The 20,266-nt window shown below is 42.5% G+C and carries 19 protein-coding genes and 1 tRNA gene; 9 read left to right on the top strand and 11 right to left on the bottom strand.

The features are described from left to right. Positions 1-43: 43 nt before the first annotated feature. Entirely contained in the window at positions 44-988 is a 945-nt protein-coding gene (locus KW060_RS00975; RefSeq protein ID WP_249036607.1) for a dihydrodipicolinate synthase family protein, read from the bottom strand. Positions 989-1,286: 298 nt separating this feature from the next. Here KW060_RS00975 and rssA point away from each other — a divergent pair, with 298 nt between their 5' ends. Then, positions 1,287-2,192: a patatin-like phospholipase RssA gene (gene rssA, locus KW060_RS00970; protein WP_249036606.1), complete on the top strand. Its 906-nt coding sequence runs from the start codon at positions 1,287-1,289 to the stop codon at positions 2,190-2,192. Between the two features lie 4 nt (positions 2,193-2,196). Here rssA and KW060_RS00965 read toward each other — a convergent pair. Further along, positions 2,197-2,282, bottom strand: a tRNA-Leu gene (locus tag KW060_RS00965). A gap of 130 nt (positions 2,283-2,412) precedes the next feature. Between KW060_RS00965 and KW060_RS00960 the strand changes: the two genes are divergently transcribed. The 3 genes from KW060_RS00960 to KW060_RS00950 are packed head-to-tail and all read left to right on the top strand — an operon-like array spanning position 2,413 to position 4,071. Continuing rightward, a complete protein-coding gene (locus tag KW060_RS00960) occupies positions 2,413-2,991 on the top strand; it encodes a YqaA family protein (RefSeq protein WP_249036605.1) in 579 nt (192 codons plus the stop codon). 7 nt (positions 2,992-2,998) lie between these two features. Continuing rightward, positions 2,999-3,514 carry a disulfide bond formation protein B gene (locus KW060_RS00955; protein ID WP_249036604.1) on the top strand — a complete coding sequence of 172 codons (516 nt, stop codon included), beginning with the start codon at positions 2,999-3,001 and terminating at the stop codon, positions 3,512-3,514. Further along, the gene (locus tag KW060_RS00950; protein WP_249036603.1) at positions 3,511-4,071 is read left to right on the top strand and encodes a demethoxyubiquinone hydroxylase family protein; all 561 of its coding nucleotides are present in this window, start codon (positions 3,511-3,513) and stop codon (positions 4,069-4,071) included. Before KW060_RS00955 ends, KW060_RS00950 begins: the two co-directional genes overlap by 4 nt. Here the strand turns inward: KW060_RS00950 and KW060_RS00945 are convergent, their stop codons facing one another. Further along, positions 4,072-4,722, bottom strand: a complete 651-nt coding sequence (locus KW060_RS00945) for an alpha/beta hydrolase (RefSeq protein WP_249036602.1) — start codon at positions 4,720-4,722, stop codon at positions 4,072-4,074. A 55-nt stretch (positions 4,723-4,777) separates the two neighbouring features. Between KW060_RS00945 and gluQRS the strand changes: the two genes are divergently transcribed. After that, on the top strand, positions 4,778-5,650 hold the full coding sequence (gluQRS, locus tag KW060_RS00940; RefSeq protein ID WP_249036601.1) for a tRNA glutamyl-Q(34) synthetase GluQRS: 873 nt from the start codon (positions 4,778-4,780) through the stop codon (positions 5,648-5,650). Here gluQRS and KW060_RS00935 read toward each other — a convergent pair. From KW060_RS00935 to KW060_RS00920, 4 genes are read right to left on the bottom strand one after another with little or no spacing between them, the layout of a single operon-like run. Next, a complete protein-coding gene (locus tag KW060_RS00935) occupies positions 5,647-6,150 on the bottom strand; it encodes a nuclear transport factor 2 family protein (protein ID WP_249036600.1) in 504 nt (167 codons plus the stop codon). The genes gluQRS and KW060_RS00935 overlap by 4 nt on opposite strands. A gap of 17 nt (positions 6,151-6,167) precedes the next feature. Next, positions 6,168-6,665, bottom strand: coding sequence for a nuclear transport factor 2 family protein (locus tag KW060_RS00930; RefSeq protein WP_249036599.1), 498 nt, complete (start codon positions 6,663-6,665; stop codon positions 6,168-6,170). A gap of 18 nt (positions 6,666-6,683) precedes the next feature. Then, on the bottom strand, positions 6,684-7,385 hold the full coding sequence (locus tag KW060_RS00925; RefSeq protein WP_249036598.1) for an alanyl-tRNA editing protein: 702 nt from the start codon (positions 7,383-7,385) through the stop codon (positions 6,684-6,686). Between the two features lie 14 nt (positions 7,386-7,399). Then, entirely contained in the window at positions 7,400-9,118 is a 1,719-nt protein-coding gene (locus KW060_RS00920) for an alpha/beta hydrolase (RefSeq protein WP_249036597.1), read from the bottom strand. A 127-nt stretch (positions 9,119-9,245) separates the two neighbouring features. Here KW060_RS00920 and KW060_RS00915 point away from each other — a divergent pair, with 127 nt between their 5' ends. The 3 genes from KW060_RS00915 to KW060_RS00905 are packed head-to-tail and all read left to right on the top strand — an operon-like array spanning position 9,246 to position 10,857. Next, positions 9,246-10,091, top strand: a complete 846-nt coding sequence (locus tag KW060_RS00915; protein WP_249036596.1) for a cyclase family protein — start codon at positions 9,246-9,248, stop codon at positions 10,089-10,091. A gap of 15 nt (positions 10,092-10,106) precedes the next feature. Further along, complete coding sequence (locus tag KW060_RS00910; protein WP_249036595.1) at positions 10,107-10,301, top strand: twin transmembrane helix small protein; 195 nt, start codon at positions 10,107-10,109, stop codon at positions 10,299-10,301. Then, on the top strand, positions 10,294-10,857 hold the full coding sequence (locus KW060_RS00905; RefSeq protein WP_249036594.1) for a cob(I)yrinic acid a,c-diamide adenosyltransferase: 564 nt from the start codon (positions 10,294-10,296) through the stop codon (positions 10,855-10,857). Before KW060_RS00910 ends, KW060_RS00905 begins: the two co-directional genes overlap by 8 nt. 47 nt (positions 10,858-10,904) lie before the next feature. Here KW060_RS00905 and KW060_RS00900 read toward each other — a convergent pair whose 3' ends face one another. The 4 genes from KW060_RS00900 to KW060_RS00885 form a co-directional block, all read right to left on the bottom strand. Continuing rightward, positions 10,905-13,052 carry a TonB-dependent receptor plug domain-containing protein gene (locus KW060_RS00900; RefSeq protein ID WP_249036593.1) on the bottom strand — a complete coding sequence of 716 codons (2,148 nt, stop codon included), beginning with the start codon at positions 13,050-13,052 and terminating at the stop codon, positions 10,905-10,907. A gap of 67 nt (positions 13,053-13,119) precedes the next feature. Further along, positions 13,120-14,022 (bottom strand): dimethyl sulfoxide reductase anchor subunit family protein, encoded by a 903-nt coding sequence (locus KW060_RS00895; protein ID WP_249036592.1) that lies wholly within the window; start codon positions 14,020-14,022, stop codon positions 13,120-13,122. 4 nt (positions 14,023-14,026) lie between these two features. After that, positions 14,027-14,758 carry a 4Fe-4S dicluster domain-containing protein gene (locus KW060_RS00890; protein WP_274757307.1) on the bottom strand — a complete coding sequence of 244 codons (732 nt, stop codon included), beginning with the start codon at positions 14,756-14,758 and terminating at the stop codon, positions 14,027-14,029. After that, on the bottom strand, positions 14,758-17,631 hold the full coding sequence (locus KW060_RS00885; protein ID WP_249036591.1) for a molybdopterin oxidoreductase family protein: 2,874 nt from the start codon (positions 17,629-17,631) through the stop codon (positions 14,758-14,760). The genes KW060_RS00890 and KW060_RS00885 overlap by 1 nt, the downstream gene beginning before the upstream one ends. 416 nt (positions 17,632-18,047) lie before the next feature. On the opposite strand from KW060_RS00885, the gene KW060_RS00880 reads away from it, so the two are divergent. Beyond that, complete coding sequence (locus KW060_RS00880) at positions 18,048-20,195, top strand: TonB-dependent receptor plug domain-containing protein (protein WP_249036590.1); 2,148 nt, start codon at positions 18,048-18,050, stop codon at positions 20,193-20,195. Positions 20,196-20,266 lie beyond the last annotated feature (71 nt).

The raw sequence follows: 20,266 nt of genomic DNA, 5'->3' as shown, positions 1-20,266 counted from the left end.
CCGTATCAAACGACCTTTTCTATTCATTCCTAAAAACTTATGGTTAGTTAGCACCCGGCCAACTTGCCCACCAGTTTCTAAAGCGTTGCCAATGTTCCTCGATAAAGGCCTTTTGTGAAGGACTTAATTTATCGGAACCATATAGCTGGTGTTCATATTCTTTATTGCCTTCAAGAACCATTAGATGCTTATAGTAAAGAACCAGATCAGGCCCCTCATCAAATGTGGATAGAACATGTAATGCTTCATCAAGTTCTTTCGCAAGACGTCTGCTTTCCGCGTCGCCTTCTGCTGCTTTCTTACAAAGTTCAACAAGACGTAGGATTTCTTTTGGAAGTGCGTTACCAACACCCGTGATCGCGCCACCTGCACCACAGTTCACGTAACCATGGAATACTTGAGTATCAACACCAATCATCAGAACAACTTCAGGATGACCTGCACAGATATGTTCTGCCGCGTAACTTAGTGACGGGCCGCCACCAAATTCTTTAAAACCAACAAGGTTCTTATGGCTATCACGAAGTTTAAAGAACAGGTCCGCTTTGGTTTCAAAACCGTAATATGGGCTATTGTAAATAACAGCCGGAAGATTTGGTGCCGCTTCAAGAATTGCTGTAAAATGTTCAAATTGTGCCTGATGGGAAATACCACGTGATAACACGCGTGGGATAACCATAAGACCAACTGCACCGGCCGCCGCCGCATGCTCAGTAATTTTAACTGCACATTTTGTATTTTGTGCGCCAGTTCCAACAACAACCGGGATACCTGCATCGCATAAACGTGATACGCCTTCGCATCTTTGTTCATCCGTAAGCAGCGGCCAATCACCCATGGAACCACAATAAATAACAGCATCCATACCGGCAGCCATTAGATCCTTTGCAGTTGCAACCATTGCATCGAAATTTGGTTCACCATTTTCATCACATGGTGTCATTAACGCTGGCATACAGCCTGAAAAAATATTGGGGTTCGATCCCATAATGCCATCTCCTATAAAATAATAAACTTGATGTTGGTAATATATAAACGATTGCTGCTTTTCAACAGCTTTTTTTCGGTTAAATTTAACATTTTCAATGACTTGTATAAATTGTATATTATATTCAATTGTTTAGACCAAATAAAATTCACGAACTTTTTTCATGATTTTTTACGAAACCATCATAGATGAATGTGAATCATTCAATCAGTGTGATCACTTAACTAACTTGCTTAAGCGAATAGGATGCGTAAACTCAAATTATAAGATCGTAACCCGTATCGGAGTGTATTGATAAGTGACTAAACAAAAAATCGGAATTGCGCTGGGCAGTGGCGCCGCAAGAGGCTGGGCCCATATCGGTGTATTACAAGAACTTCATAACGAAGGGATCGAACCGGATATCGTCTGCGGCAGTTCAATGGGCGCCTTGGTTGGTTCCGCTTATGTCGCCAATAAATTAGATCCGATGAAAGAATGGGCTTGTTCAATCGGGTGGCGTGATATCGTTGGTTTTTTGGATATTGATCTTTCCAATGGTGGGTTAATCCAAGGCAACCGTCTTATGGATTTTATGAAAACCTATAATATTGAAATGCCGATCGAAAATTTCAAAAAACCGTTCATCGCGGTTGCAACCGACCTTACCACCGGTCGTGAAGTTTGGCTGCAAAAAGGTTCAATGAAAGATGCCGTGCGCGCATCCATCACATTACCGGGTTTATTTAGCCCCGTAAAACTAGATGGTAAATGGCTCATCGATGGCGGGATCGTCAATCCTGTCCCCGTTTCCGCCTGCCGTGCTTTGGGCGCCGATATCATTATTGCCGTCAATTTAAACGGTGATCTTGTTAGTAAGAAACAAGAAAAACTCGATAGTAAATCACCCAATAAAGACAAAATGTTGGAAAAATTAATCTCTAATCTTCCCTCAAGGCTTGGCCGAAGTTTACAAAATATTGCACCTGACCTGCTTGAACCCGAGGATCAAGCCCCAGGTTATTTTGATGTAAGTGCAAATGCCATTAACATTATGCAAGATCAAATTACCCGCAGCAGATTGGCCGGTGAACCGCCCCATATTTTAATCACGCCACAAATCAAAAACATCGGTATTTTAGAATTTGACCGCGCAGAAGAAGCCATCGAAGAAGGCCGCAAGGCTGTAAGGCGTGCACTACAGTTAATTCGTGAGTATTTCTGATTAATGGTGCCCCCAGTCGGACTCGAACCGACACTTCCAAAGGAAACCGGATTTTGAATCCGGCGCGTCTACCAATTCCGCCACAGGGGCTCTGTGATATGGAATGAGAGTAATGCTATAAGCATAACAAATGCCCCCGTCAAGCACAGACACAACAATTTTACTTTTCATCGCATCAATTTTGTGTAGAAGTTAAGAAAAATAAAAATATGGCTTCTTAATGCTTCAAAAATTATACGATAGAACACTTGAGCTTTCCGATCACCCAAAGGCAATTTGGATATTGGCACTGCTTTCTTTTGCAGAAAGTTCCTTTTTCCCGATCCCGCCGGATGTATTGCTGCTGCCGATGGTACTCACGGCACCAACAAAAGCATTTCGCATTGCTTTTGTCTGTTCGGCCGCATCCGTATTAGGTGGTATTTTCGGCTATATCATTGGTGCCTATTTCTTTGATGTAGTTGGCCAGCCGATTGTTGATTTTTATTCACTGCAACATCAGTTTGAACAATTCAAAGTGTTATATAATGACCACGGCGCTATTATTGTTGCTGTGGCTGGGTTTTCACCAATTCCCTATAAGGTATTTACAATCGCGAGCGGTGTAACCGGACTGGACATCAGTACATTTATAACTGCCAGTGCCCTATCCAGAAGCGCCAGGTTTTTCCTTGTCGCGGCCCTTCTTTGGAAATTTGGCGAACCGATCCGTGGATTTGTGGAAAAGCATCTTGCAAAATTAACATTACTTTTCTGTGTTCTTTTGGTTGGATCATTTATCATACTGAAGTATCTTTGAGATCATGATGGAAAATATTAAAAAAATATACGGGTTTATCTTTGACAATATTTTAATCCTGTCTTGGATTGCATCCATATTGATGCTCTCGGGTGCATATGGTTTTGAATATATCGGCGGACTTGTTCCGTGTGATTTATGCTGGCCGCAACGGTATGCCCATATGGCGGTGATTGTTTTCGGTGCATTTGCATTATATTTCAAAAAACTTAACCCCATTAAATGGCAACGCTTCAAAGTACTAACCTGTGTTTCATGGGCGGTGAGCGTTGGATATTCCGGCTATCACGCCGGCGTCGAACAAAAATGGTGGGAAGGTCCAGATAGCTGTACCATGCAAGCGTCAGATATGGGACTTACGTTTGAATCGTTTCAAAGATCGCTTGAAAACACAACCTTTATAAGATGTGATGAAATTCCGTGGGAAATGTTCGGAATTTCGATGGCCGGATATAATTTTCTGATTTCCCTGGGATGTTTTATCATGTTATCATTAAGCCTTAGAAAGGATCTGGCAAAATGACCGATTTAAAAGGCAAGAATATCCCAAACCAAATGAGCAAAGATGAACTGCTTGACCGCATTATCCGTGTTGACCACGCCGGCGAATATGGTGCCGTGCGCATTTACGAAGGGCAGCTTGCCGTTTTTGGTGATAATCATCCCATGTCAGATACAATCAAACACATGAAAGAACAGGAAGATGTGCATCTGGAACGGTTTAATAAACTGGTCAAAGAATATAATGCCCGTCCGACTGTCATCACGCCAATTTGGCATGCGGCGGGTTTTGCGCTTGGTGCCGGTACAGCGTTATTGAGTACCGAAGCCGCCATGGCGTGCACCGAAGCGGTCGAAGAAGTGATCGATAAACATTACGCCGAACAAATCGAAGAATTAGAAGCTCTCGGTGATGAAGGCGCGCTTGCGGAAACACTGGAAATTTTCCGTCAGGAAGAAGTAGAACACAAAGAAATCGCCATCCAAAACGGCGCACAAGAAGTGCCAGCCCACGGTGTTCTTTATGGTGCGATTAAGCTTGGTGTAAAGGCCGTGATTAAAATCGCCGAACGCGTTTAATTAAAGCTTCGCTAAAAAATCAAGCGCCACTTGTAATCCATCCGGACCAATTGAATGCATCACGCCCGGTGAAACATGGCTTGTTACATCCACATCAACTTCTTTTAACGAACTTGCGGCTTCATGCATCATGCCGACTGGCACAACATTATCCATATCGCCATGAATAAGCGCGACGGGTGGTTTTGACGTTATTTCTTCTTGCCAGTTTTCCGGCAAGGTCATTACGCCTGAAAAACCGATAATTCCGGCAATATCACTTTTACGACGAAGCCCCACATGAAGCGACATCATGGTTCCCTGTGAAAAACCAACTAAAACCAAATCTTTATTTTCAAGGCCATATTTTTCAAGTTCCTGATCAATGAAATGATCAAGTGTTGGCGCGGCTTTTAATGTACCCACGAGCCTTTCTTCGCGGCTAAGTGTCGAAAGCGGAAACCATTGATAGCCATTGGGCGCGCCATAACAAATTTCCGGTGCATTCGGGGAAATATATACGGCATTCGGCAACGCTTGTTTTAAATGAGGGATAAGACCATAAAGATCATCACCATTTGATCCAAACCCATGACAAAGGATTACCAGTTTTTCAGGGTTGCCCCCTTCCGGTTCAAGACGTGGTCCATTTAATTCTGGTAATTCGCTCATTGTAACAGTACCTTTGGTAAAATAATATTTAAGCCCTTTTAAACCAAAGATGAAAATGACGCAAACTGATAAAATCATCACTCGTTTTGCCCCAAGCCCAAGCGGGCTTTTGCATCTTGGTCATGCCTATAGCGCCAAACTGAATTATGACTTTGCCATGGAAAATGGTGGTGAATTTATCCTGCGGATAGAAGACATTGACCATTTAAGATGTAAGACGGAATATGAAAATCAGATCTTCGTTGATTTACATTGGCTTGGGTTAAAATGGCCAACCCCAGTAAGACGCCAATCCGATCATTTTGATGATTATGCCGCGGCGCTAAACAAACTATCCGATATGGGTTTGCTCTATCCCTGTTTTTGCACCAGACGCAACATTCGTGAAGAAATAAACGAAAGCAGTCGTGCCCCCCATCTTGGACCAAAAATGGGACCGGAAGGGTTACTCTATCCCGGGATTTGCAAACATCTGACGGACAAGGAAATTGCAGAAAAAATGGCGGCAAACATTCCCCATGCCATGCGTCTGAATATGGATAAGGCGTTAAAGTTAGTGAATGAGCCACTATATTGGGAAGATTTGAACACCGGCATTCAAAAAGCAACCCCGGAAGTCATGGGAGATGTGGTACTTGCCCGTAAAGATTTCCCGACCAGTTATCATTTATCGGTGGTGGTGGATGATGATATCCAGAATATTACCCACGTCATACGCGGCGAAGATTTATATTACGCAAGTCACTTACAGAGGCTATTACAGCATTTACTGGGATTAAAAACCGTGACTTATCAACATCATGGTTTATTAAAAACAAAAGATGGCAACAGACTGGCCAAAAGGGACAAATCCATTACCATCAATTCATTACGTGAAAGCGGAACGCATCCAGAAGAACTGGATGCCATTATAAGTGATTATCTTTAATTATGTTCAGGATGTTTTTTACGTTCTTCCGCGATTACTTTACCCACTTCGCCGCCAATTTCGTTATAAACAAGATAGCTTAAAACATAATGGGCAATTTTCCATTTACCGTCCACTTTTTCAAGAACGCCTGACCCGCGAAAGCGACCATCATTACGGTTGGAAATGCTGGTTTCATCAAACCATGCAACGGTGCCGTCTTTTGAAAAATTAATATTTTTCTTTTCCGAATGGTAAGACCAGCCACCATTTGCAAAACGCATATCAACATAGTCGGTGAAATCCGGTTTTAAGGGCCAACGTTCCCATTCATCCGTTCCGAGAAAAACACCATCTTCAGTAAAATGACCAAGATAACGGTCTTTATCCGCTTTGGATGCTGCATCATGGAAATCATCAAGCACCGCAATGATTGCTTTTCTGTCTTGTTCAAACTCCTGGGCACTCGCCGCCGTAAAGCCAAGGCAGGTAGCGATGATTAAAAACAGTAATTTCTGCATAATTCTTTCCTTGTTGCTTAATTATTCTTTTTCTTCGTTTCTTCCGCCATCAGATTGATAACGTCGTCCCAAATCTCGTTATAAATCATGAAGCTTTGAATATATTGTTTAAACTTCCATCCGCCGTCTTCTTTAACAACGACACCCGATCCACGGAAACGGTTACCACTTGAATTGGAAATCATAATTTCATCAAACCATCCGAATGCGCCGTCCGGTGAAATGTAAATATTGCGGTCTTCTGAATGATATGACCAACCGCCATTATCAAAACGCATTCCGACGTAATCGGTAAAATCAGGCTTAATCGGCCAGCGTTCCCATTCATCTGTCCCCATATAAACGGCACCTTTTGCAAAAGAACCCAGATATTTTTCTTTATCCGCGTTTTTTGCTGCATCATGAAGGCCATCAAGCAATGCACTGATTTCTTTTTGATCTTGTGAGAGTTCTTGTGACAATGAAATGGATGTCATGGCCACAAAACTGATTAATAATACTAGTAAATTTTTCATAATATGTTCCCCGTTTTTTTATTCATCAAATACGATGTTCACTCTGCGGTTACGCTTTCCTTTATTTTCAATTTTTGAAACGCGTAAACGCCCGATTTCTGATGTGTTTTTCACATGCGTTCCGCCACATGGCTGAAGATCAACCGCATCCCCCACATGCATTAACCTGACGCGTCCCCCTTTGCGTGGCGGCTTTACAGACATGGTGCGCACCAGTTCTGGATTTGCATCCATTTCTTCGTCCGTTATCCATGATGAATTTACATCATGATTGCCTTGTTGAAATTCATTGATCTTCGCGGTGATTTCTTCCTTATCCAAGGTCATGTCACCAATATCGAAATCAAGGCGGCTTTTTGCTGCGCCAATTTGCCCGCCGGTTACACCGCACGGCACGGCCGCGCATAATAAATGAAGCCCCGTATGCATACGCATATGAAGATAACGTCTATCCCAATCAATACTCGCTGTGACCGCATCCCCTTCTGAAGGCAGGATCTGTCCTTCTGATGGGACGTGAACAATTTCACCCGTATCCCTGTCATAAACAGTTGTGGCTATTTCAACATCACCGATTTTTCCACTATCGCCCGGCTGTCCGCCACCCGTTGGATAAAAGACCGTACGGTCCAAGATAATACCGCCAAGATCATTGATTTTTAAAACCTTGGCATCACAGGATTTCAGATACGCGTCTTCGCGGAATAACTCTTCCGTCATTTAATTATTTTCTCCTAATATCTCCAGCTAGTGAGATCTGCCCCTTTTGGTGCAGATTTCTCAATTCGTTTTAAAATTTTATCCACATACATAAAGTTATAATTCAGCCTAGAAACTGCATTTGGATTATCATGATCACCATTCCAGCAATGCTCTGCCCGATTACCATAATCGATTTCACCTTCATAATACGGATTTTTTGTATTTTCCAAAAACTCTTCTGTCAAATATACAGCATTATTCAGATAATAATTATCCATATCACCTGTATATATATGAATTTTTCCTTTTAATTTAGGACCGATTTTGGCCCAATCACGCTCCATAATATGGCGTAGGTCATAATTCTCACGCCAGTATTCTGCGACCTCATGATTGATTTCACCAGTTAGTTTATCCCATAGGCGAACAGGATAACCATCATCCCCCATTGGGGAATATGTTGCTTCCCAGATATCATATTGACGACCACTGCGGGATTTACTGCCGATCACGGCTTCTAATCTGTTATCATCATATAAACTATACCCAACATTACCTAGATAATCACGTTGCCCCGGACGTGGTTTCTTACTGAAATCACTTTCATAGAAGTAAGCATTTTTATCTTCATAAATATTGAGCGCTGTATAAGCACGAAAATCAATTGGGTCTGGGCAAGCTGCAAACGCCCCATTATACTGATCGGGATAAAATACCTGCACTGCAAGTGCTTCCCATCCCCCCGTTGATCCACCATAAGTAAATCGTGACCAACCTTCACCGATACCCCTGAACATTTTTTCAACATGCGGAATCAATTCAAAGGTAATCGCATCACCATACGGCCCCTGATTGGCAGAGTTAACAGCATAGCTATCATCATAATATGGTGTGGCATGTTGTACTTCAATAATTATGAAGCGAGGAAAATCTTCACTGGTCCATTTTTTAAAAAAATCATATGCGGCCTGCGCTTGATAAATATTATATCCATCCCAATTAAAACGAGCACTGTAAACTGGCTTCATATCTGGACTAGGCGGGTTTTCACTAAACCCCCTAAATGTATGTGGAAAATGCCCGTGAAAAATCATTAAGGGATATTTCGCTTCCGGATGCTCTTCAAATCCTTCAGGTAACAATACATTGGCACCTAGATATATATCCTCCCCCCACCATTTGCTTAACATTTCACTCTTCAATTTAATGTGTTTGATGTATTTCGTGTCTTTTGGCGGCTCTATTGGTGCTATTTCCTGATCCAGGATAATGTGAATATTTGCAACACCCTTTTCAGGAATAGTTACTTTTATCGGTTTGCTATAAAAATTGCCGGGCTTTCTGTTCCATTGCTGTCCTTCACCCATATCCGGCGGCAATGAAACTGTTTTTCCATTTGAAAGATGAAAATCCTTATAACGGTTAATGATCGCTTGAATATAATATTCACCTGCTGGTACATCTTCTAAGCTATCAAATGGATAACCAATAACTGAATTGTCAATTACTTCAATCGTGTCAGGTTGCCAATCTTTAACGTCTTTGCCGAAGATAATCTGCCCTCTTGCACCCGGGTTAATCTGAAAACGTGGCTCATTAAGGTTATTATTAGCAAGCATAACCATCAATCTGCCATCCTGCTTATTCCCCAATACAGAAGGGAACTCCACAGAAATCTTAATTTCATCATTGGCTGAAGCAGATAACACCAAACTGAATATAAACCATATTATTAGAGATATTTTTCTCATTTCATTCCCCTTTATGTCTATGAAAATCATTATTACAGCATTTTTTATAAAACACCATAGGAGCAGATAATTTCCTTTATTCTTCATAATCATAAGGGTAAGGTTTATCCATTAAAGGAGAGCGCAAATGAAATCTTGGCTTAATCTGTTTTTTGTTGGCATTGCCGCTATGGGCGGTTATTTGGCCGCGGTTAGTAATCTATCATCCGGAAACCAGAATACCCCACAAGTTCAAAGCGCTGATTTGGGGTCAATTCTTGCGAAAGCGACGCTTGTCGATCTGACACACACAATGGAAGAAGGCATGCCGCCCGGCCCATCCGGTGACACCCCACCAACAATCACACCCGTTGCCCCACGCGAAGACGGCACATCAGGCATCCACCGTTACAATTTCCCGGGCCAATGGGGAACACATGTTGATCCGCCGGTACATTTTGTTGGTGGACTGCGTGACCTTGAGGACATTGCACTATCCGAAATGATCCTGCCGTTAATTGTCATTGATGTGCATGAAAAGGTCGAAGCTGATCCCGATTATCAAGTTAGCATGAGCGATGTTTACGCATGGGAAGAAAAACACGGCCCCGTTCCGGCAAATAGTTTTGTCGCCTTAAGAACAGATTGGTCAAAAAGATGGCCGTCACTTGAAAGAATGAGAAACCGTGATGCAAATGATGTCAGTCATTCCCCGGGATGGAGCCGCGAAGTCATTGATTATCTGGTTTTAAATCAAAAAGTGACCGCAATCGGCCATGAAACGCTTGATACGGACCCGGGAAAAATCGCCGGAACTGGTAATTGGCCATTGCAAACTTATTACATGGGACTGGATAAATATCAGATCGAAAATATGACCAATCTGGATCAGGTTCCTGAAAATGGTGCCTATATCGTTGCAACATGGGCCAAGCCACAAAACGGCAGTGGATTTCCCGCGCGTGTCTTTGCTATAATACCGAATAATGAATAAAAAGCAGGTTTATCTATGCAGATTTTACTAGAAATTCTCATCCCGATCAGCGTTATTGCGACCATTGGCATTATGTTTGCCGGTGCGTTTAGTATGACCAAGAAAGTGAACGACGGACGCCAAAGCAATAGACTGATGCGTTACCGTGTTGCGTCGCAATTTATCACAGTTGTTTTGATCGTCTTATATATCTGGATCAGGAATGGTTAAATTAGATAAGATTTACACACGCGGCGGTGATAAGGGGGAAACATCGCTGACCGATGGAACGCGCGCAAAAAAATATGCCCCCCGTGTTGAGGCATACGGCAGTATTGACGAAAGCAATGCCATCATCGGCATCGCGAGACTGCATACGTCCGGCGCAGAAGATGACATGTTAGGCCGCATTCAAAATGATCTTTTTGATCTGGGTGCGGATGTATCCTTGCCACATGGGACAAAATTTGAAGAACATGCGTTAAGGGTCACCGATGAACAGGTCACAAGACTGGAAAATGAAATTGACCAGATGAACGAGGATCTTTCCCCATTAAAATCATTTACCCTTCCGGGTGGATCGGCCGCTTCCGCATATCTTCATCAAGCGAGAACCGTTGTTCGTAGATCAGAACGCCTGCTTGTGCGCGTATCTGAGGAAGAAGAGATTTCAGATATCGCCATTAAATATTTAAACCGGTTATCCGATCATTTATTCGTCATGAGCAGAAAAACCAATAACAACGGTACGGATGACGTGCTTTGGGTACCCGGGAAAAACAGATAGTATTTTTGAGAATAGATCGGACGGGCCATTATTCCCATTAACACTTATCAAAATGTTCCTTGAAGATACACTGACCATTCACGCACATAATTCCAGTTACGTTTTTCATAACGGTTAAGATCGTTATAACGGATATGATCATTATAAAAATCAACATGTGTCGCATATTTTAATGGTGTGATATGTTCAAACTGGAAAATCAAGCGCATATCACCCAGAATTCTTTTTTCCAAGAACGCCTCATAGTTATCACCATTATATGAATTGGCAACCTGGTCTAATTCATGGCGACTATTATCCGTTTTAATGGTGCCGCGACCGCCATATGATATGCCCCAATCGGTAATATCGTGGCGGAAATTAAACGTAATTTCATGTTCGCTTTTCCATTTAAATGGTCTTAAAACACCACTGAATTGATCTTCTACCTCTGTATCATCCCAAGTGTGGTCAACACTAATAACAGCATTACGTAACCCGATAAAACCAAGGCGAATGCTTCCGGTGGTTTTGATACCATATGACCTTGCTGTTGGGATATTGCCTGATTTCGAAATCAGATCAAGATCACCACGTGCAATTGGATTTCCAAGCTCGTCTTCAAATTCTGTAAAATCAACAAGTTCAATATAATCGGTTAGGTCACGGTAAAATAATTCCACCTGTATTGCACCTGCATCATTTGGAAAACGGTGTTCATAGGCGATATTATAATTCCATGATTTTTCCGGAACAATGCCAGTATTCCCAAGGCGCAATAAATCATTGCTTTGGTCATAGCTTGCCACGAAATTCTGGAAATCAAGTTGGCTTACTTTCTTTTCAACCGTAAGCCTTAACTGATCGGAATTTGAAAAATCATAACGGAAATCAACACGCGGCTTTAAAAAGCTGAACTTTTTACTGCGTTCGATGTTTTCACCGACAAGTGGCACAGTCACAGAACTAATTTTTGAAAATTCACCAATAAGCGAGCTTTGTAAAACCATACTGGATGAAATATTATAAGTGTGATTGGCAAAAATTTCGTAGCGGTTTTCCTTAACCGCCACATCATCATTGATACTGACGGTATATGCGCCCAAATCATAATCTTCGCTGACGAATATTTTATCAAATTTATTGATCGCTGCTTCCGCACCAATTTCCAGACTTTGATCTTTAAAAATATTGGTCGTTAAAGATGTGCGAATAATTTTTTCCGATTTAACGCGGTATTGATCATTTCGAAATGACGGTACACCATCACCATCAATTATATTTTCATAGAGATCCAATTTATCTGATCGGTCACGGTTTGCAATAAACAAGGTTTTCCATGAACCAATGCCATCTATTCTTTTGGTATAATCGCCGCCAAATTCCCATTTTTGCGTATCGGCATCTTCATTCCATTGTTGGAATGCTCGTTCTTCACCGGTTGTCTGGCTGAAACGAGGCTCTCTAATTTTTAATGATCCCGGTTCAAATTGTCCGTTTAACCTAATCTCATCCCCATTTTCCGGGGTATAGGTAATATTGGCATTTAACCTTACGTATTTATTCTGTCTATCCAGTCTTCTTTCGGCAATGCCCGTTTCCACATCATCCGGCGTAAAAATGGTATCATCACGATGTTCAATATGCTGGCCTTGTTTGGCCTCAACACCAAACATATAATCAAGATTACCGTTTGAACCGTTATGGGATATCTGAACATTCGGGGTAAAAATATATCCTTCGGATAAGCGGCCACCAATTTTCCAGAACGTGCTGGATGATGAACCACTTTCATCCATAATCACATTAACCACAAGTCCCTGACTTTGCACATCAAGATCACCCGATGCGCCACGAATAATTTCCACACGTTCGACTTGAGAGGAAGAAATACGTTGAAGTGTACTATTGATATTGTTGGCTTTACCGGAAAGTCGTTTGTTATTGATCAAAATCTGATCACCGCCAGAACCAAATCCGCGTTCCTGTTGACCACCCCGTTGCGTGCCGCCTGTTTGTCTGTTGGCATCAAGGATTGCCTGTACACCCGGCACGCGTTGAAGCATATCCAATAGGGTAACAGGGGCAAATTTTTCAAAATAATCCTGTCCATATGTAACAACAGATTGATCACTATCAGCATTTTGTGCAAATGCATTTAATGAATAAAATGATACTGCTGATAATAGTGTCGCTTTTACAATTGGTTTAAACATATGGATAAGCCTGATTTATATGATTTTTGTTATGCTATAACAAAACGCACGATAAATAGCCAACGATTTATACAGTTTCCCTGTCGTAATAAAGCCTGACCACATGCTCTGCCTCCGCAAAAAAGAGCCAGCGTTCCGCCATCATCCCCATTAAACAAATTACCGTAATCAATATGGTTAAAGGAAATCCAATAAACAGTAAAATAGCCGGAATGATGAAGCCACACCCAAGCGCAGCCCATCTCATCAACGCTCTTTTACCCGGTTCAAGATCATAACCCATTTCCCGCTGAAGATAATTTTTCTGGCTATGAGCAGGCTCAAACGGGCGCGCTTTGCCGAAATCAGATAATCCAAGCGCATCTTCGCGTTTATACTGACCGCGGTTTTTATCCACATGTATCCATGTCATGATTTTTACAACAAGGGCCGCAACTAATAATCCAATAACGATTAAATAATGGTCCCAACCCGCGATCATTATATAGGCCACCCCACCGGATGATAATGCATATACCTGATAACCGATTTTCACCCAGATATTATGCCAAGCGGGGATCGCCTTAAGGGATGCATAAATCATACTAGTGGTATAAATAGTGATGATAGACCCGATTACACCAAAAACAGCCATTGGTTTTACCAAATCAGAAAACCAATACCCCATATTGGTTTGTGCACAGATGAACACCATTGGGCCAAATGTCAGAATTGCCATAATTCCTTCACGACTAAGCCATGAAGTACGCCATTGACTGAATGCACGCCACGCCCGTTCAGGATGTCCCAAATGTGCTGTTGATGATAACAGTCCAATTGTCACCATGACAAATGACATAGCCGTTCCAGTAAAAACCTGATCATCGGATAATGGATGCGCGCCAAGGATAGAAAAACAAAGCCAGATAAACAGACCATATCCCATGCCGGAAAATGTCGTAAATATAATAACTGATAAAGCTGGATGCATGATATTACCCCGTAAAATCCAATTTGGCCCATTTTACAAGGGCATCTTTAACGCTTGATACTTTTTCATTGAGTGTCCGGTCCGTATGCTGTTCACGCTTGCGTGGCGGCAAATACTGATTGACCGGTTTCGTTTCCATTTCCGGGAAAAGGTCACGACCATCCATTTCACTGGCCAGTTTCGAAACATTTGAATTTGGATCTGCGAAATCACCAAAATGACGTGCACCCGCCGGACAAGTTGTCACGCATGACGGTTGACGTCTTTCTTCGGGAATAGTTTCATCATAAATTTTATCAACGCATAATGTGCATTTCTGCATCACGCCACCGGTCGTATCATATTCACGTGCACCATATGGACACGCCCAAGAACATAATTTACAGCCAATACAAACATCCGGATTTACAAGCACAATACCGTCTTCTGATCTTTTCAGTGACGCACCCGTTGGGCATACCGTCACGCATGGCGCATCTTCACAATGCAGGCAGGATTTCGGGAAATAAACGGTACGGTCGGCTTCACCTTCCTTTTTAAATTCATAACTGTGAATGCGGTTGTACCAAACGCCACTTGGGTCATCACCGTATGGCTTTAAATCTTCCATCGGGCCAGTGATGCCGCTTGTGTTCCATTCTTTACAATTTACCGCGCAAGCATGACAGCCCACACAGATATTTAGATCAATAAGCAACCCAAGTTTTTTATCAGTTTTTTCAGGTAAGCAGGTCATTATACTTCCTCCTTATCTGTTCCAAGAGAACGTTCATATTCATCAAATGGCTGATTTTTATCAAACCCATATTGCATCACATCCGGGCGCGGATGCTTGTCATAAAATTTCACCGGATCAAGAAGTGGTGCTGTTGTCTCATCACTTTGGTCGTCGGCCTTTGTGACCTTCACACGTGTATCAAACCACGCGCCCTGTCCCGTTACCGGATCGGAATTTGAAATCTTGTTACCATCTTGATCTTCGAGGACTTCTGAAATCACATGATTAAGCAGAAATGCTTTTTGAAATTCCGGTGATTTTTCATCCAGTGACCATGCACCGCGGCGCTTGCCGATCGCGTTCCAAGTCCAGACCGTCCCCGGATTAAGCCCATCCATATATTTGGCTTGCACCCGAACCTTCCCATACGGGCTTTCGACCCAAACCCAGTCAAGATCATCAATGCCTTGTGATTTTGCAGTGTCACTATTGATATATAGGTAATTCTGTGATGTCAGCTGTCTAAGCCATACATTCTGACTGCCCCATGAATGATACATATGGGCTGGGCGTTGCGTTAATGCCGAAAGCGGATATTCACTGCTGTATTTATCCACGTGTTCAAGAACCGGATACCATGTCGGCACAGGATTGAAATACGTTTTGATATGATCTTTCTGTGCTTCTGGCGGTGTATGTTCCCCATGCCCCTCTGCCGCGAGATGGAATTTTTGCAACATTTCATTATAGACATTAAGCGTGATTGCCTCAGGTGACCCCATCCAGCCCATTTTGGTCGCAGTTTCCAAATACTCCTGATTGGCGAAACGGTAATATTGCTGATCTTTTGGAAGTTCAAATTCCCAGTAGCACCCATTATCAATATATTTCTTTAACTGATCTTTATTTGGTGCACCTTTACCGTGGCTTTCACCATCTTTACCGCGCCAGCCGGATAACGGGCCAACGCCCGGTGCCCGTTCATGGCCCATCAAATATTCACTATACCCACCGGGATAAAGCGCCTTACCATCATCATCCACCATTCCCGGAAGCCCAAGTCTTGCACCAAGATCAAGAACAACATCCTGAAATGGTCTTACATCACGGTCAGGCGCAACTACAGGATGACGGATTGAATCGGCCGCAGCCTCAGCAGTTCCAATTGGTCGGTCGAGCATGGAAATAGCATCCCATCTTTCAAGATAGGTTGTGTCAGGCAGCACCAGATCCGCATAAGGCACCGTTTCCGAATAAAAGGCATCCGAATAAATGAAATACGGGATTTTATAATCACCCGTTTCCGGATCTTTATCCGTTAAATATTTGATGGCATTTTCCGCATTCATGGATGAATTCCACGCCATGTTTGCCATATACATCATCAAAACATCGATTTTATACGGATCACCCGCCCATGCATTATGCAGCACCATATGCATCATTCCATGGATCGCTAATGGATATTCCCAAGAGAAAGCTTTATCAAGCCTTGTTGGGTTTCCGTTTTCATCAACGGCCAGATCTTCTGGTCCTGATGGGAAACCAAGCGGTTCCGCGGTACATTCTTCACCCGGTGCTGCGGCATTTGTCGCATTTTTCTTATGGGGCGGTGTCGGTCTTGGGAATGGTGGCTTATATCTAAACGCGCCCGGCACATCGATCGCACCCAGTAACATCTGCAATAAATGGATCATCCGGCATGTTTCAAAGCCGTTTTTATGGGCGGCAATACCGCGCATGGCATGGAATGATACAGGGCGACCAATCATTTTTTCATGTTTATTACCAAAGCTATCCGTCCATGGTTGATCAATAATAATTTCATTATCAAAGGCGGTCTCGGCAATTTCAGCGGCAATTCTTTTTATGTCTTTTGCGGCAATTCCGGTTTCCGTTTCAACCATACCAAGATCATATTTTTCGCCCATAAATTCCTGAATGATATGCTGAAACGCCGGCACCGCAACCGTACCATCGCCAAGATCAAATTCACCCACCATAGCGGGTTTTGATGTTCCGGATTTAAAAGGCGTAATTTTTCCTAAATCCTGATCATAACAAAGCGGATTATCCGCACCGTCACGGGCAAAAAGACCATGATAAGCAGAACCCGGGTTATCAATTACAAGCCACGGGCTATTGGTATAACGGATCAGAAAATCCCAATCGATTTTTTCTGATTTTAAAAGCTCTGATATAAGCGCGCCAACAAAAAGCCCATCTGTTCCCGGTCGAATACCAAGCCATTCATCGGCGATCGCCGCATATCCAGATTGCACCGGATTGACGGACACATATTTTGTATCTTTTCTTGATTTGACGGTGCCGATCCCTTTTTTAATCGGGTTACTGTCATGATCTTCGGCGACACCAAACATCATAAAATATTTGGTTTGATGCCAATCCGGTTCACCAAATTCCCAGAATGACCCACCAACGGTATAAAGCCCTGCGGCGGCCATATTCACAGAACAAAACCCACCATGGGCCGCATAATTATGGGTGCCGAATTTGGCGGAAAACCATCCGGTCAGCGCCTGACTTTGATCACGCCCGGTAAAGAAAGCCAATCTTTTTGGATCTTTTTTACGGACAGTAGCCAATTTTTCGGTGGCGATTTCCATGGCTTCTTCCCATGAAATCTCTTCAAATTCACCGCTGCCGCGCGGACCCACTCTTTTTAATGGGGATGTCAACCTTGCCGGGGAATAATGCTGCATGATCCCTGCGGACCCTTTGGCGCATAAAACCCCTTCATTAACAGGATGATCTGGATTTCCTTCGATATATTTAACACGCCCATCTTTTAAATGAACATTAATCCCACAGCGACAAGCACACATATAACAAGTCGTGGTTTTAATTTCTGTACTATTATCGATTTTCATGAAGTCCCGCTGTCGTTTACCCTGATATATTTTTGTGATCTACTTTATACTTTAAACTTTTTAACATAACTTCAAATAGTAATATTTTGTTTATATCGTTTAATTCATGAGCAACATTAGAATATTTTTTCAACAGCCATGCAGGTTAAGAAACACTTTCCAGAAAATAAGATTGAATCGCAAAATTTTCCCACAATCACATTATATCACGCCACTCGATACTAGACAGCGCACAAACGTTATGATATTACATTTCCCGTTTTGGCATAACTGCGTCTGAGTTTGATGTTAGCAGGGGAAACATTTAGCAAGCAGCGCCATAAATATTAAATAATACTAATATATATATTTTTTTAAGGATAATTACTGTGTTGCTTAACAAGAAAACCATATTTGGTTTGACGATGATGTCTTTGATGTCAACGACAGCCCTCGCCCAGGAACTAACAACTGACGACAATTCATCAACTGTAACATATAAAGAAGATTACTTTGTTCAATATAACCCTGTAACACTTCAAGATATGCTACGAAGCGTCCCTGGAACAGCAGCACTACTCGCACAAGCCGATGAAGAACAAGGCGGTCGTCGTGTACGTGGTTTTGGCTCAAACGGTGACCAGATCCTTATTGATGGTAAGCGTATCGCAGGTAAAACAAACTCACTTGGTCTTCAGCTAAAGCGTATTCAAGCGGACTCTGTCAGTTATATTGAACTGATCCGCGGAACAAAAGCCGGGCTTGATGTGCAATCAGAAGGCTTGATCATTAACGTTGTGATGAAAGAAAGCGCATCCAAATCAAACACTGTTTGGATTGGTGGTGGTGAATATGTTGATGGCGCGTCTGTTAACCCGCTTCTTAAAATTACGCATACTGGTGAAGTCGACCGCTTAAAATATTCTTTGGCGATTGATTCAGCGATCAAGCAAACACGAAGAAATTTTAATGATACATTCTTCTTTGCCGATGGCACACAGTATCAAGACAATATGCTGACCAATAATATGGATCAGAAAAAAGCGCTTGTGAACGGCGGCATCGAATATAATGGTGAAAATGGTGACATCCTGCGCCTGAATGGTCAGCTTGAATTTGACACACAGGATACAATTGAGCTGGATAATCAATCCCACCTTGCAGAAAATACTTTCTCTGTTTTTGGCGATTCAAGAACCCTAACCGCTGGCGATGATTACCAAGTATCAAGAACAACATACCATCGCCCCTTCCACTGGGAATTTGGTGGTGACTATGAGCGCCGTTTCGACAATGTCGGATTATTAAAAGCACTATTCGTGATCAACCACGGTAAACATGATTTCACAAGAATTTTTGAAAGCGGCCTTAATGGCGCTGAAATCAGCGAAGATGTGACAAACTTCAGTACTCGTACACACGGTGAAAAAATTCTTCGTGCTTCACTGACCCAAACATTCGCAGAAGTACACACCATTGAATATGGCGGCGAAGTTGCGATCAATGATGTCGGTACATCAACGGAAACGACACGTTTTGATGGTGTTGTTCTACCAGGAACTAACGACACGGACACACAGGAAAAACGCGCAGAAGCATTCATCAGTCATAACTATGCTATTGCCTCAAATATCTCGCTTCAAAGTTCATTGAATGCTGAATTTTCAAAAATCACACAGACAGATAATATCAATGATGTACCGGATAACAGCCGTAACTTCTCATTCCTGAAGCCACGTATGAACCTTCGTTATGATATCAACGAGCAAAACCAAATTCGTGTGACAGCAGAACGTAAAATCAGTCAGCTTGATTTCGGCGCTTTCGGTAGTAACTTTGACGCCGAAGATGGTGAAACAGATGGCGGTAACGGCGAACTGGTTCCAGAAGACCGTCTTGAATTTTCCGTGGCCTATGAAAATCGTTTTGCCGATGATCAGGGCTCGATCGCAATCCGAGGTTTCTATAATAAAATCCGTGACCATATCGCAAGAATTGGTGTCTATAGCGGAGACCTTCCTGCCCCAGATAACATCAATCAGGTTGTAACCCTTTCGGTTCCGGGCAACATTGGTGACGCAGAAGAATACGGTGTAGAGATTAACGGTAGCTGGCGCCTTAAGGCAATGGATCTTCCAAATGCGATCATCAGCGGTAAATATATCCTGCGTGAAACAGAAGCCATGGATCCATTCCTTGAAATGGAACGCCCTATTCAATATGTCCAAAAACATGAATGGCTCGTCTCATTCCAACATGATCTGCCAAGTACTGGTACGTCATATGGTTTCAGCGTGACTAATAAAGGTCCTGTAGGCCCAGGTGGCGGTTCAGTTGGTTTTAGAACAGACGTTATTGAATTATGGGAAAAAACCATCGAACCAAAAGCATCATTTTATGTTGAACAGCTTGTATTCGGAAATATGAAGCTAAGGTTTGACGCGAAAAATATTCTTAAAGCGAAAACAGGTTACGACCTGACAAAATACACAGGAAACATTTCACTGGGTAATGTAAATTACAATGAAATCCGTGAAGCGTCACAACAACGTGTATTCTCGCTAACGTTACAAGGTTCATTCTAATATCTAAAAATAAACTCCATTTATGGACTGGCCGGGCTTTAATGACCCGGCCTTTTTTTTGACTTCATGAT

The organism is Pseudemcibacter aquimaris, from assembly GCF_028869115.1.
In the GTDB taxonomy this organism is placed as follows: domain Bacteria; phylum Pseudomonadota; class Alphaproteobacteria; order Sphingomonadales; family Emcibacteraceae; genus Pseudemcibacter; species Pseudemcibacter aquimaris.
The sequence above is the reverse complement of the archived record's forward strand: the minus strand, read 5'-3'. Positions and strand labels throughout refer to the sequence as shown.